The sequence below is a fragment of the Mesorhizobium sp. M00.F.Ca.ET.216.01.1.1 genome, assembly GCF_004010325.2.
Lineage (GTDB): Bacteria > Pseudomonadota > Alphaproteobacteria > Rhizobiales > Rhizobiaceae > Mesorhizobium.
On sequence record NZ_SADR02000011.1, the window covers coordinates 1 to 12614 of the forward strand.

Here is a 12614-nt window from a genome sequence, read left to right on the forward strand (position 1 = left end):
CGCAACAATTCGACATCATCGAGCTCAACGAAGCCTTTGCCTCCCAGGGCATCGCCGTGCTCCGACAACTCGGCATTGCCGAGGACGCGGAGCACGTCAACCCAAATGGCGGCGCCATCGCGCTCGGCCATCCGCTCGGCATGTCCGGCACGCGCATCACCGGCACGGCCGCGCTCGAACTTCGCGAGCGCGGCGGCCGCTACGCTTTGGCCACCATGTGCATCGGCGTCGGCCAAGGCATCGCCGTGGCGCTGGAGCGGGTTTGACGGCTCACGCCGATCAATAGGGCAGGCCGACATAGTTTTCGGCAAGCGCTGTGGAAGCAGCTTTCGAATGCACGAGATAGTCGAGCTCGGCTTCCTGGATGCGCTGACCGAACTCGCCCGTCTCGGGAAAGCGGTGCAGCATCGTCGTCATCCACCAGGAGAAGCGCACCGCTTTCCACACCCTCGCCAGCGCCTTGCCTGAATAGGCATCGAGCCCGGCCTGGGATTTCTCGCGATAGAATTCGCGAAGCCCGGCAAAGAGGTAGCGCACGTCGCTGGCAGCAAGGTTGAGGCCCTTGGCCCCGGTCGGCGGCACGATATGGGCGGCGTCGCCGACCAGAAACAGGCGGCCGAAGCGCATCGGCTCGGCGACGAAGGAGCGCAGCGGCGCGATCGACTTCTCGAAGGATGGCCCAACGGTTACGGCCGCGGCCGTCTGCGGCGGCAAACGGCGACGCAACTCGTCCCAGAAGCGATCGTCCGACCATGCCTCGACATGGTCGTCCAGCGGGCATTGCACATAGTAGCGGCTGCGGTGCGTCGAGCGCATCGAGCACAGGGCAAAGCCCCGCTCATGGTTGGCGTAGACCAGTTCATGGTCAGCTGGCGGCACTTCGGCCAGCACGCCGAGCCAGCCGAACGGGTACTGCCGCTCAAATGTCTTTATCGAGCGTTCCGGCACTGATTTGCGGCTGACGCCGTGATAGCCGTCGCAGCCGGCGATGAAGTTGCAGTCGATGCGGTGGCTGACTCCATCCTTGTCATAGGTGACGAAAGGCGTCTCGCCATCGAAATCGTGCAGCGCGACATTCGCGGCTTCATAGACCGTGGCGAGCCCGGCCGCCTCGCGCTTGTCCATCAAATCATGCGTCACCTCGGTTTGACCGTAGACGGTGACATGCTTGCCGCCGGTGAGCATCGTGAGATCGATACGATGCAGGCGTCCGTCGAAGGCGAGCGAGATGCCGGAATGCTGCAGGCCTTCGGCGTTGAGCCGCGTCGCCGCACCCGCTTCGCTGAGCAGATCGACCGTGCCCTGTTCGAGCACGCCGGCGCGCACGCGGCCAAGCACATGTTCGCGGCTCGATCGCTCGAGGATGACCGTCTCGACGCCGATCGTGGCGAGCAACTGGCCGAGCAGCAGGCCGGAAGGTCCTGACCCGACGATGGCGACCTGCGTGCGCATCAGTGCCCGAGACTTTCGATCTGCCCCGCAAGTTCGGCGGCGAGCCTGAGCGCGGCAGCGGTTGCCATCACCATCTGCGGCAGGATGAGCCATTCCAGCGTCCAGGCGGTGCCCGAGCGCTCCTGCTCATGCACCAGCGCCTGGTGCATGCCGGAAAGCTGGACGGCGTTAAAGTGCGCGAGCGCCACCAGCGCTTCGGCTTTCACCGGATTCCGCTTGTGCGGCATGGCCGAAGAACCGCCGCCGCCGGAGAGCCTGATCTCCGTGCCGGCCTGCGCCATCAGCGCGATATCCTGGCCGAACTTGCCGAGGTTGCCGGTGGCGAGCGACAGCCAGCCTGCGAAGTCCACGAGCGCGTCGCGCTGGCTGTGCCATTGCGGCGCATCGGAAAGGCCGAGTTTGGCGGCGAGCGCCGCGCGCACCGCTGCACCTTTGTCGCCGAGCTTTTCGAGCGTGCCCGCCGCGCCGCCGAACTGCACCACGAGCAGCCTGCTGGACTGTTCCGTCAAACGCTGCTGATGACGCTCGAGCGGCGCCCGCCACGAAGCGACCCGATCCGCTACTTTGATAGGAATTGCCGGCTGCATGCGCGTCATCGCCGTCAGCGCCCTGCTTCCGAATTCTTGTTCTAGCCCGGTGAGCCGCACGATGTTTTCGCTGAGCAGCAGGCCGATATGCTCGACCACCTGGCGCAGGCGCAGCACCAGCGCAGTGTCGATGACGTCCTGGCTGGTGGCGCCGAGATGAACGAATTCACTATACTGCCCACCGACGGCAGCCTTGATCTGGCGCACCAGCTCCGGCACCACGACGCCATCCCTGGCGACGCCGGCGCGCAGCTTTGCCGTGTCGGGCCGGAACGCGGCCAGCGCCTTGACGATCGCCGCCCCGGCCTCGCGCGGGATCATACCGCATTCGGCTTCGGCCTCGGCCAGCGCCCGCTCGAAACCGAGCATCGCGGCGATATCCGCTTCCACGGAAAAATGCCTCGCCGCCTCTTCGTCGCCGAGCAGGCCGGAAAGCAGCGGGTGGTCGAAGGGCGATACCGTCATGTGGCAGTCGGTCAGCTGTCGAAGAAGACCGTCTCCTTCTCGCCCTGGAGGTGGACATCGAAGACGTAAGTGTCACCCTGGCGCTCGGCGATTAAGGTGGGCACGCGCACGCGGTGCTCGATGCGGGCAAGGATCGGATCCTCGGCGTTGGCCTCCTCCTCGTCGGAGAAATAGAGCCTGGTGTGCAGACCGATATTGATGCCACGCGCCACGATCCACAGCGTGATGTGCGGCGCCATCAATCGGCCATCGCGGAACGGCACGCGGCCGGGCTTGATCGTCTGGAACAGGCAGACGCCGGTTTCCATGTCGGTTGGCTGGCGGCCCCAGCCCTGGAAGTTGGGATCGGCTGCGCAGCGCAGCTCGGCCGGCGAATTGTAGAGCCCGTTGCTATCTGCCTGCCAGATCTCGATCAGCGCGTCCTTGAGCGGCGTGCCTGTGCCGTCGAGCACCCTGATTCGCAAATCGATGCGCTCGCCCTTAGTCTGGTCGTTGACCATCGTCGAGCCAAGGTCGCTCGGATATACGCCGCCGATGCCGCAGAAATTGGGCGTCAGTCCGATATGCACATAGGGACCGGCGGTCTGCGAGGGGCTTTCCTTCAGCCGGTCGAGCGACTGCGCCATCAATTGCCCTCCGGCCTGTTTTCGAACAGCGAGGAGCGCCGCCCACGCAGCACGACGTCGAACTTGTAGGCGCGCGCATCCATCGGGATCGTCGCCTGCATGTCGAGCGCTGCGATCAGCGTCTCGATCGCCGCCTTGTCGCGAATCCCGCGCACGATAGGGCATTTCCAGATCAGCGGATCCCCCTCGAAGTACATCTGGGTGATCAGCCGCTGCGCGAAGGCGTGGCCAAAAATCGAGAAATGGATGTGCGAAGGCCGCCAGTCATTAGGTCCATTCGGCCAAGGATAAGGTCCGGGCTTGACAGTGCGAAAGGCATAGCCGCCATCCTCGCCGGTGATGGTGCGGCCGCAGCCACCAAAATTTGGATCAAGCGGCGCCAGGTAGCCATCCTTCTTGTGGCGGTAGCGGCCACCTGAATTGGCCTGCCAGAATTCGAGCAGCGCGCCGGGCACGCCCTTGCCGCGCTCGTCGAGCACCCGCCCATAGACGATGATGCGCTCGCCGAGGGCGCGCTCGCCGGGCCTGGCAAAATTGTGGATCAGATCGTTGTCGAGCTCGCCGAGCATGGCGTGGCCGAACACTGGGCCGGTGAGTTCCGACGCCGTGTTGTCGAAGGCGAGCAGCGCCTTCTGCGGCGAGCGCAGCACGGAGGTCTTGTAATTCGGCGTCAGCGCCGGCGGATGCCATCTCCGGTCGCGCTGGAAGAAGGCGCCGGTCTCCGGCATCCGGTTCGAACCGAGCTCAGGCATGGGCGCTTTTGCCTCCGTCCATTTGCGAGAACACCTCCTTGGCGATCTTGAAGGCGCGATTGGCCGCCGGCACGCCGGCATAGATCGCGACATGCAGGAACGCCTCGCAGATATCCTCGCGCGAGGCGCCGGTATTGGCGGTGGCGCGCACATGCATGGCCACCTCCTCATCATGGCCGAGTGCCGCCAGCAGTGCCAGCGTCACGATCGAGCGCTCGCGCTTCGACCAGCCGGGACGCGCCCACACCGTCCCCCAGGCAGCCTCGGTGATCAGATGCTGGAACGGCCGGTCGAAATCGGTGGCGGCGTCCTCCGTGCGGTCGACATGCGGATCGCCGAGCACGGATCGCCGCACCGACAGCCCGGTCCGGTACCTGGTTGGGTTCTTGGAGACATCATCCATGGGCTTGCCTTTCCTCGGGAAGCGAGGCGACAAAGTCGCGGATCAAAGTGGTGAGCGCCTCGGGCTGCTCGACGCAGGGAATGTGCCCAGCGTCGCGGATCACCTCGAAGCGCGCGCCGGGAATGAGATCAGCCAGCGAGCGCACCAGGGCGGGCGGCGTCGAGCCGTCCTGGTCGCCGACGACGCAGAGCGTCGGCACCGCGATGCGGTGCACGGCCTCGGTGAAATCCGCGTCGCGGACGGCAGCGCAAGTCCCGATATAGCCGGCGAGCGCTTGCCTGGTCAGCATGTTCCAACAGCCGTCGAGATCGGCCGAACGCTCCGCGTGGAAGGCGGGGGTGAACCACATCTTGAGCACCCCATCGGCGATCTCCTGGATGCCCTTGCTTTCAACTGTTGCGATGCGCGTATTCCAGCTCTCCGTAGTGCCGATCTTGTGGGCCGTGTCGCACAGGATCAGTGCCTCGACGCCTTCCGGGCGCCTGGCATAAAACCCCTGCGCGATCAGGCCGCCGACCGACAGGCCGCACAACACGACCTTGCCAAGATCGAAGTGATCGATGAGCCCGCAAAGGTCGTCGACATGGTCGAAGATCGAATTGACACCGCCGATATCGGAGAGCCCATGACCGCGCTTGTCGTAAACGAGCGTGGGCATTTCATCGCCGAGAGACGAGACAACCCCGTCCCAGATCCGGAAATCGGTGCCCAGCGAATTCATGAATATGATCGGGCGCGCATCGCCAGTCCCCGGCCTGTAGCGGTGATGCAGCGTGACGCCGCCGATGCTGACGAATGGCACGATTTCGATCCTCCACAGCTACCTTGCACTAGGTGTTTGGTTCGGTAAAATGATATTTTGTGGCGTTTCATTAACTTAGAGGTTATCGAACCATGTCCGAAAGCCGCATCCGCTTCCGACATTTGCAGGCGTTTCTCGAAGTGGCGCGGCAAGGAAGCGTGGCGCGTGCCGCCGACTTCCTGCATGTCAGTGCGCCAGCGGTGACCAAGACATTGCGCGAGCTGGAAGAGGCGCTCGGCATCGCCGTCGTCGAACGCGACGGCCGCGGCATCCGGGTGACGCGGCTCGGCGAAATCTTCCTTGGCCATGCCGGCACGGCGATCACCGCGCTGAAGCGCGGCGTCGATTCCGTCAGGCAGGATGGCGCCATCAACCGCCACCCGATCCGCATCGGCGCGCTGCCGACGGTGTCGGCGCGGGTGATGCCGCTCGCCATGAGCCTGTTCCTGAGCGAGAACACGGGAGCCGCAATCAAGATCGTCACCGGCGAGAACGCCGTGCTGCTCGAACAATTGCGCGTCGGCGCGCTCGACCTCGTCGTCGGCCGGCTTGCGGCGCCGGAAAACATGACCGGCTTCTTCTTCGAGCATCTCTATTCCGAACAGGTGCTATTCGTGGTGCGCGCCGGCCACCCGCTGCTCGAGCCAGGCCAGGACGTGTTCGCCCGGCTCGACGAATTCCCGGTGCTGATGCCGACGCGGGAATCGGTCATCCGCCCCTTCGTCGATCGCCTGTTCATCACCAACGGCATGACGGCGCCGGCGACCGAGATCGAGACCGTCTCGGATTCCTTCGGCCGTTCCTTCATGCGCCAGAGCAATGCGGTGTGGATCATCTCGGCCGGCGTCGTCGCCAACGAGATCTCCAGCGGCGCGTTCGTCGCCTTGCCCGTCGACACCGAGGAGACCAAGGGCCCGGTCGGCCTGACGATGCGGACCGACACCGCCCCCTCACCGGCTTTTTCCATCCTGCTGCAGACCATTCGCGAAGCGGCCAGCCACCACCCCTGACGTCTCACGAGCAGCCTGGAATTGCTCTATTCGACCGAATGCGGCACGGCAGCAACGCCGAGCAGTCGCTCGACGGTCTGCGGGCTGGCGCGCAGACCCGCCGGGGTCCCCGTCCAGGCGACCCGGCCGCGCTCGAGGATGAGGACCTGATCGGCGAAGTCCAGCGCGGCACGGATCCTTTGCTCGACGAGCAGAATGGTCATTTCGCCACCGGATGCGAGCCGCATCAGCGCCGCCATGAGTTCGTCGCAGATCACCGGGGCCAGTCCCTCGAGCGGCTCGTCAAGCATGAGGACGGATGGACGGCCGAGGATGGTGCGGGCCGTCGTCAACATCTGCTGTTCACCGCCCGACAGCTGGGTGCCGCGATTGCGCCGGCGCTCCTTCAGCCGGGGGAACATGGCGTAGGCCTCGTCCAAGGCCGATCGCTGGCGATCCTTCAGCCCGACGAGAAGGTTCTCTTCGACGGTCAGCGACGGGAAGATGCCGCGCTCTTGCGGCACGTAGCCGAGGCCAAGCCAGGCGCGCGAGGCGCTGTCCTTGCCGGCGACATCGACGCCCCCCAGCTTGATCTCTCCGGCATGGCGCCGGGTCTGGCCGGCGATCGTGGCGAGCAGCGTCGACTTGCCGACGCCGTTTCGTCCGAGCACGGCCAGCCGGGCGCCCGCGGCGGCGCCGAACGAGAGGTCTTCGAGCACGCGGGTCTGGCCGTAGCCGGCGGTCAGCCCAGATACCTCAAGCGGCGCTGCGGTCATCGGCATAGCTCCCGAGATAGGCCTCGCGCACGCGCGCGTCTTTCGTCACCTCGCCGGGCGCGCCGTCGAATATGATCGTGCCCGCGGCCAGGACGATGACCCGTTGCGCGAAACGGAACACGAGATCCATGTCGTGTTCGATCATGAGCACCGCCAGGTCGGCGGGAAGCCCGGCAAGCGCGGACTCGATGCGCGGCGTTTCGCTTTGCGGAACACCGGCCGCGGGTTCGTCGAGCAACAGGACTTTCGGTCTCAACGCCAGCGCGAAGGCGATCTCCAGCAGCCGCTGCTGCCCGTAAGCGATCTCCGCCACCTTGTGGTCGGCAGCGCCCTCGAGGCCGAGCGTGCGCAGCAGCGCCTCGATCTCTTCGAGGACTTCCGGCATCGACCAGAACGTGCCGAACAGGCGGCCGGTACGGCCCTGGCGCTGCAGTACGGCGAGCGCCAGATGTTCCCGCGGCGTCATTTCCGGAAACAGGCGGGTAACCTGGAAGGACCTTACCAGGCCGCGTTGCACGCGCTGCATCGGATTCATGCCGTTGAGCTGCTCGCCAGCGAGGCTAACGACCCCTGAATCCGGTTTCAGATGGCCGGTGACGAGATTGACGAAAGTAGTCTTGCCGGCGCCGTTCGGCCCGATCAGCGCCACGCGGTCGCCTGGCGCCATCGTCAGCGAGACGGCCTGGGTCACTGCCAGCCCGCCGAAGGTCTTGTTCAGCCGCTCGACCTCGAACACCGCATTCATCGCCGCCTCCACTGATCGAACAGCTGGGCGCTCGTGCCGAAAATGCCGCGCGGCGCAAACAGCACGACCGCGACCAGCAGCGCGCCCATGATTGTCAACCAGTGAAAAGGATTGGCGGCGGAAACGAAATCCTCGAACAGCATGAAAACGACCGTGCCGATGATCGCGCCGTAGAGCGATCCGGTGCCACCGAGCACCAGCATCACCAGCGCCTGCGCCGAAAGGGTAAAGCTCAGGCTGTCGAGCCCCACCACCTGGGTGGAGATTGCGTTGAGGCCACCGCCGACACCGGCGACCGCGCCTGAGATGATGTACATCTTGAGCAGCGTCTTCTTGACCGACGCCCCCATCGCCGCGACCCGGATCGGGTCCTGCCGGATGCCGCGGCAGAGCATCCCGAACGGCGAGCGAGACAGGCGCTGCAGCAGGAAGAAGACGATCACCAGCAGCGCTATCCCCAGCACATAGGCGGTCCGTCCCCAAAGATCGAACCCGAACACACCGAACAGCGGGCTTGGCGCGATGTCCGTCAGGCCATCGCTGCCGCCCGTCCAGCTCGTGGCCTTGTTGGCCGCCTCGTGAAAAAGATTGACGATGGCGATCGAAAGCACAAGTTGCCCAAGCCCGTGGCTGCGCAGGACCACGAGGCCGGATATGAGGCCGGCGACCGCGCCGCCGACGGCGCCTGCCGCGATCATGGCGAACGGATCCGATATGCCGAAATGCGCGGCCGCAATGCCGGCGGCGTAGGCCCCGGCGCCGAACAGCGCGGCGTGACCGAGCGTCGCCACGCCGCAGAAGCCGGTGACCAGATCGACCGAAAGCACCAGCATGACGATGCCGATGACGCGCGTGAGCAGCGCGAGATTGTTGGGAAACAGGAGATTGCCGACGACCGAGGCCGCCAGGATCACCGCAAGGCCGATCCAATCCGCCGAAGCGGAGAAGCGCGGCTTAACGACTTGCCCGGTAACGCTTGCAGGATGATTGGCGTTCATCCGTCAGGCCCTTCCAAGAAGGCCGCGCGGAAACACGCAGACGATGACGATCACGGCAAGGTAGAAGAAGAACTCGCCATACTCTGGCACCAGATAACGTCCCGTCGTGTCGACCGCGCCAAGCACCAGGCAGGCAAGCAAGGCGCCACCGATCGAGCCGGCTCCGCCGACCGAGACGACGACGAGGAAGGTCACCATGTAGCGCAGCGCGTAATAGGGTTCGATCGGCAGCAGTTCGGCGCCAACGATACCGCCGAACGCGGCAAGGCCGACCGCAATCGCGAAGCTCGCCGCATAGACGGATTTCGTCCTTACGCCGAGCGCGGCAGCCATCGGCGCGTTGTCCACCGAGGCGCGCAGCTTCACCCCGAAAGGTGTCCGCTCGACGAGATACCAGAGCGCCACGGCGACGGCGAGGCCGCACACGATGGCAAACAGCTTGTGCGCGGCAATCGAACGAAAGCCGAGATCGACCGGTCCACTCAGCACCTCGGGCAGCGGGATGGTCTTGAGTGTCGGCCCGAACACATAATTCGCGATGCCGATGACGCAGAAGGTGATGCCGATCGTCATGAGCACCTGGATAAGTTCCGCCTTGTTATAGATGCGGCGGTAGAGCAGTCGCTCGATCGGTGCCGCAATCACGACGGTGCCGGCCACCGCAAGCACGACACCGGCGACATAGCCCAGACCAAGATCACGCACGGCATAGGAGGCAAGATAGCCGCCCACCATCGCAAAGGCCCCGTGCGCGAGATTCACCACTCGCATCAGCCCCATCGTCATCGACAGGCCGATCGAGATGACGAACAGCACCATGCCATAGGCAAGGGCGTCGACCGCGATGCTGAGCACGCTCTGCATTTCTCACTCCGAGCGCTCGCCGACGGGCCGCCGCCTGCGGACATGGATCCGATGACTGAGGGCTTGCCCCAGCAAGGTTATTTGGCGGCGGCGAGACCGGGATCGGCCATGTTCGCGAACGTCTGGATCTCCTTGTTGTAATAGGTGCCGTCCGCGGCTTTAGCGACTTCCCGCAGATAGATGTTCTGCGTGATGTGGCGGCTTCCGGCGTCGATCGAGACAGGTCCGCGCGGGGACTCCCAGGCCATTCCCTTGACGGCGTCGACGGCCTTGGCGGCATCCTGCTTGCCCCCGGTCGCTTCGATCATCTTATAGATTACCCGCATGCCGTCATAGGCGCCGACCGATGGGAAGGACAGCTCGACCGGATTGCCGATCGCGGCACGCGTCGCCTCGACAAACTTCTTGTTTTCAGCAGAGTCATGCGCGACGGAATAGTGGAATGTGGTCGTCACCCCGAGAGCGGTATCGCCGAGCGCCGGCAGATCGGATTCCTGCGTTAGGTCTCCAGGCGCCAGGAACTGGATGCCGGCTCCCTTGAGGCCGTTTTCGTTGTAGGACTTCAGAAAGCCCAGCGTGGTCGGACCGGACGGCAAGAAGGCAAAGACCGCCTCGGCGCCGGAGTCCTTTACCCGCTGCATGATCGGGCTGAAGTCGGTGGTCGAAAGCGGCATGCGGACCGATTCGACGATCTCGCCGCCATCCGCCTTGAAGGTCGTCGCGAACGCCGTCTCGGCATCGACGCCCGGTCCGTAGTCGCTGACGACGGTGATGACCTTCTTGATGCCACGCGCGGCCGCCACCTTTGCCATCGGCACCGAAGTCTGCCAGAGCGTGAAGGAGGTGCGCACGACGAGCGGGCTCTTGGTCACGATCGCCGACGTGGCTGCGTTCATGATCACCATCGGCACATTCGCCTGCTCGAGAAGCGGCGTGACGGCCATGGCATCGGGCGTAAAATAGAACCCGGCGAGATACTGAACGCTTTCCTTAACGACCAGATCCTGGGCGAGCGCCTTGGCCTGCGCGGGATTCGCGGCCGGAAGGTCCCGATAGACGACTTCAACGTCGTCGTCACCGACCTTGGCTCCGTTCAATGCCATCCAGGCGTCGATGCCGGCCTTGAAATTCTTGCCCTGGATGGCGAAGGGACCGGAGAACGGCCCGATCACGCCGACCTTGATGGTTTCTGCACTGGCGGTTCCGCTAAGCGCTATTGCCGCCACCGCGGCCAAAAGCATGCGTTTCATGGCTTTCCTCCCTTAGCGGCTACCCAGCCTCCAGCAAGGTTTTCAGCCGCATTGGCTTTGGTCTCTCATGCAGAAATGGTAATGTAAAATGAAAATAAGTCGTCGATTATTAACCTCCCGGATAGGGAAATCCGTGGAGCAAGTCGACATTTCCGCCGGTACATGGCCGACGGCACCATCGAACACGCCTTCATCATCCGCGCGAAGCGCAGAACGGTTCTATCTGCAACGCCCCCTCGCCCGCCGTAACGTCGTCGATCCCGATTGCGGATCGTGTGGTGCGACAGGCGGCGGACAAATTTGGCTAGCCTTGACCCGAGCCGTCAGCAATGCGCACGGACAGCTCTTGCTCCGACCTATGAGCCCGCTTGCGGCGTGCTTTAATTCAGCCAGTCAATGCCCGTCATCGAGCTGACCGGACTTCCGAACGACAATGCCATCGTGCGCCTCGTCGGCGCAATCCTGCTCGAACAGAACGATGAATGGGCAGTGCAGCGGGCCAAATATATGACGCTTGTGTGGATGCCAGCCGTTTTGCAACGCCGGGCGCCGGCCGGGCAGCAGCTGATAGCGCGTCCGATCCATCCGTCCGCCGGACGTGATGGGTTCTCACTGCAACAGACTCCATCATCAGGTATAGTCCCTCAACCTAAGCGATCGCCGACGGCGCAGGAAAGAGCAAATGTCCGTGGACGCGGCACCGAGAAAAGTGGACGCCGAATATGCGATTGAATACCTCCAGGAACATCCGGAGGCAGGGCTTTGCAGCGAGGATCGGCGCTGGTGGATAACGCCGAACGCCAACGAGACCGATCAGCAGGTCCTGCTTCTTGATGTGGTCGAGGCTGAGCGGCTCAAAGATGATCCTCGCCTTCGACAGTTGTCCGGGATCGCTCATGCGGGCCGGTCGCTCTGGGTCGTTCGGAGAATGACTTAACTATGTGCCATCCTCTAACACCCTGAGCGCCAGACTGTGCGTAGACAACGCGGCTACACGTGGGCGCGCCGTCTCCATCCGTGAACCTGCCGCTTCGCCGAAGCCATTCGGCCGGTCATCCCGTCCATCCGGCGATCCGGTATCACAAGCCTTCGAAGCATCGCCACATGGCGCTGAATCAACGCCGCGTCCGCACCGCTCGGGCCGGTCACTGGCAGGTGTCGAATGTGAGGAACTCTTCTAACCGGAAGCATGGAATCGGTGGGCGCCGAAGAAAATAGCGGCTGGACCGTCCGAAGAGAAAGGCGATCGGTACGCACTCAACGTACTCGTCGATGCTCCACCGGTTCTGTGTCGGCGCGCCTCCTCATGTTTCCAGAAAATCCAGTTCCGCGGTAACATGAGACAGAGGGACATGCACCAACCTCAGAAAGGGAGATCCGCCATGAAAGTCAAAGACGCAATGCACAAGGGTGTCGACTGGGTCAGCCCCGAAACCCCTGTCACCGAACTGGCGAAATTGATGCGAGCCGAGGATATCGGTTCGATTCCCATCGGAGAGAATGACCGGCTGATCGGAATGGTGACCGACCGCGACATTGTCTGTAAAGGACTAGCGGAGGATGGTTTCGACAGCCGCACCGCGACGGCGCGCGATGTCATGACGACCGGCATTCACTGCTGCCGCGAAGACGACGATCTGGCCAAGGCCATGCGGCACATGGAGGAACTGAAAATCCGCAGGTTGCCGGTGATCAACAAGAGTATGCGGATGGTCGGCATCCTCAGCGTCGGCGACGTCGGTCAGTCGGCGCCGAGGGAACTTGTGTCCGAATACGTCAAGAGCGTTTCCGCCCATCACCACTGAAGGGCGGCTCGCCCGGCGGATAGTCGATATCCGTCGGGCTTCGCCCATGCTCTCGATCGAAGACCTCAACCGGCCACAGCGCGCCGGCAGAAATGTCCGG

The 12614-nt window shown here is 64.0% G+C and carries 14 protein-coding genes and 1 pseudogene; 4 read left to right on the forward strand and 11 right to left on the reverse strand.

The window, feature by feature from the left end:
• A pseudogene (locus EN859_RS15645) lies at positions 1-266 on the forward strand (3-oxoadipyl-CoA thiolase); the annotation flags it as partial.
• A gap of 13 nt (positions 267-279) precedes the next feature.
• On the opposite strand, the gene pobA reads toward EN859_RS15645, so the two are convergent.
• The 6 genes from pobA to pcaD are packed head-to-tail and all read right to left on the reverse strand — an operon-like array spanning position 280 to position 5087.
• Positions 280-1452, reverse strand: a complete 1173-nt coding sequence (gene pobA, locus EN859_RS15650; protein ID WP_127853800.1) for a 4-hydroxybenzoate 3-monooxygenase — start codon at positions 1450-1452, stop codon at positions 280-282.
• Positions 1452-2504 carry a 3-carboxy-cis,cis-muconate cycloisomerase gene (locus EN859_RS15655; RefSeq protein WP_127853801.1) on the reverse strand — a complete coding sequence of 351 codons (1053 nt, stop codon included), beginning with the start codon at positions 2502-2504 and terminating at the stop codon, positions 1452-1454. Before EN859_RS15655 ends, pobA begins: the two co-directional genes overlap by 1 nt.
• Before the next feature lie 11 nt (positions 2505-2515).
• The gene (gene pcaG, locus EN859_RS15660) at positions 2516-3130 is read right to left on the reverse strand and encodes a protocatechuate 3,4-dioxygenase subunit alpha (RefSeq protein WP_126034495.1); all 615 of its coding nucleotides are present in this window, start codon (positions 3128-3130) and stop codon (positions 2516-2518) included.
• Positions 3130-3882: a protocatechuate 3,4-dioxygenase subunit beta gene (gene pcaH / locus EN859_RS15665; RefSeq protein WP_127853802.1), complete on the reverse strand. Its 753-nt coding sequence runs from the start codon at positions 3880-3882 to the stop codon at positions 3130-3132. The genes pcaG and pcaH overlap by 1 nt, the downstream gene beginning before the upstream one ends.
• Complete coding sequence (pcaC, locus tag EN859_RS15670) at positions 3875-4285, reverse strand: 4-carboxymuconolactone decarboxylase (RefSeq protein WP_126034497.1); 411 nt, start codon at positions 4283-4285, stop codon at positions 3875-3877. Before pcaC ends, pcaH begins: the two co-directional genes overlap by 8 nt.
• Positions 4278-5087: a 3-oxoadipate enol-lactonase gene (gene pcaD / locus EN859_RS15675; protein WP_127853803.1), complete on the reverse strand. Its 810-nt coding sequence runs from the start codon at positions 5085-5087 to the stop codon at positions 4278-4280. The genes pcaC and pcaD overlap by 8 nt, the downstream gene beginning before the upstream one ends.
• 92 nt (positions 5088-5179) lie before the next feature.
• Between pcaD and pcaQ the strand changes: the two genes are divergently transcribed.
• Entirely contained in the window at positions 5180-6097 is a 918-nt protein-coding gene (gene pcaQ, locus EN859_RS15680; protein WP_127853804.1) for a pca operon transcription factor PcaQ, read from the forward strand.
• Between the two features lie 26 nt (positions 6098-6123).
• Here pcaQ and EN859_RS15685 read toward each other — a convergent pair whose 3' ends face one another.
• The 5 genes from EN859_RS15685 to EN859_RS15705 all read right to left on the reverse strand — a co-directional run bounded on the left by EN859_RS15685 (position 6124) and on the right by EN859_RS15705 (position 10709).
• Positions 6124-6852, reverse strand: a complete 729-nt coding sequence (locus EN859_RS15685; protein ID WP_127853805.1) for an ABC transporter ATP-binding protein — start codon at positions 6850-6852, stop codon at positions 6124-6126.
• Entirely contained in the window at positions 6833-7597 is a 765-nt protein-coding gene (locus tag EN859_RS15690) for an ABC transporter ATP-binding protein (protein WP_127853806.1), read from the reverse strand. The genes EN859_RS15685 and EN859_RS15690 overlap by 20 nt, the downstream gene beginning before the upstream one ends.
• Positions 7594-8595, reverse strand: coding sequence for a branched-chain amino acid ABC transporter permease (locus EN859_RS15695; protein WP_127853807.1), 1002 nt, complete (start codon positions 8593-8595; stop codon positions 7594-7596). Before EN859_RS15695 ends, EN859_RS15690 begins: the two co-directional genes overlap by 4 nt.
• 3 nt (positions 8596-8598) lie before the next feature.
• Positions 8599-9459, reverse strand: coding sequence for a branched-chain amino acid ABC transporter permease (locus EN859_RS15700; protein WP_127853808.1), 861 nt, complete (start codon positions 9457-9459; stop codon positions 8599-8601).
• A gap of 77 nt (positions 9460-9536) precedes the next feature.
• Entirely contained in the window at positions 9537-10709 is a 1173-nt protein-coding gene (locus EN859_RS15705) for an ABC transporter substrate-binding protein (protein WP_127853809.1), read from the reverse strand.
• A 682-nt stretch (positions 10710-11391) separates the two neighbouring features.
• On the opposite strand from EN859_RS15705, the gene EN859_RS15715 reads away from it, so the two are divergent.
• Complete coding sequence (locus tag EN859_RS15715; RefSeq protein WP_127853811.1) at positions 11392-11646, forward strand: hypothetical protein; 255 nt, start codon at positions 11392-11394, stop codon at positions 11644-11646.
• Positions 11647-12091: 445 nt separating this feature from the next.
• Positions 12092-12514 carry a CBS domain-containing protein gene (locus EN859_RS15720; RefSeq protein ID WP_127853812.1) on the forward strand — a complete coding sequence of 141 codons (423 nt, stop codon included), beginning with the start codon at positions 12092-12094 and terminating at the stop codon, positions 12512-12514.
• The last annotated feature ends 100 nt before the right edge of the window (positions 12515-12614 follow it).

Bases quoted from the DNA above. Each gene is read 5' to 3' on its own strand.
- EN859_RS15655 (WP_127853801.1), bottom strand. From the start codon at position 2,504: ATGACGGTATCGCCCTTCGACCACCCGCTGCTTTCCGGCCTGCTCGGC.
- pcaQ (WP_127853804.1), top strand. From the start codon at position 5,180: ATGTCCGAAAGCCGCATCCGCTTCCGACATTTGCAGGCGTTTCTCGAA.
- EN859_RS15695 (WP_127853807.1), bottom strand. From the start codon at position 8,595: ATGAACGCCAATCATCCTGCAAGCGTTACCGGGCAAGTCGTTAAGCCG.
- pcaH (WP_127853802.1), bottom strand. From the start codon at position 3,882: ATGCCTGAGCTCGGTTCGAACCGGATGCCGGAGACCGGCGCCTTCTTC.
- EN859_RS15685 (WP_127853805.1), bottom strand. From the start codon at position 6,852: ATGACCGCAGCGCCGCTTGAGGTATCTGGGCTGACCGCCGGCTACGGC.
- EN859_RS15715 (WP_127853811.1), top strand. From the start codon at position 11,392: ATGTCCGTGGACGCGGCACCGAGAAAAGTGGACGCCGAATATGCGATT.
- EN859_RS15720 (WP_127853812.1), top strand. From the start codon at position 12,092: ATGAAAGTCAAAGACGCAATGCACAAGGGTGTCGACTGGGTCAGCCCC.
- EN859_RS15690 (WP_127853806.1), bottom strand. From the start codon at position 7,597: ATGAATGCGGTGTTCGAGGTCGAGCGGCTGAACAAGACCTTCGGCGGG.
- pcaG (WP_126034495.1), bottom strand. From the start codon at position 3,130: ATGGCGCAGTCGCTCGACCGGCTGAAGGAAAGCCCCTCGCAGACCGCC.
- EN859_RS15700 (WP_127853808.1), bottom strand. From the start codon at position 9,459: ATGCAGAGCGTGCTCAGCATCGCGGTCGACGCCCTTGCCTATGGCATG.
- pobA (WP_127853800.1), bottom strand. From the start codon at position 1,452: ATGCGCACGCAGGTCGCCATCGTCGGGTCAGGACCTTCCGGCCTGCTG.
- EN859_RS15705 (WP_127853809.1), bottom strand. From the start codon at position 10,709: ATGAAACGCATGCTTTTGGCCGCGGTGGCGGCAATAGCGCTTAGCGGA.
- pcaC (WP_126034497.1), bottom strand. From the start codon at position 4,285: ATGGATGATGTCTCCAAGAACCCAACCAGGTACCGGACCGGGCTGTCG.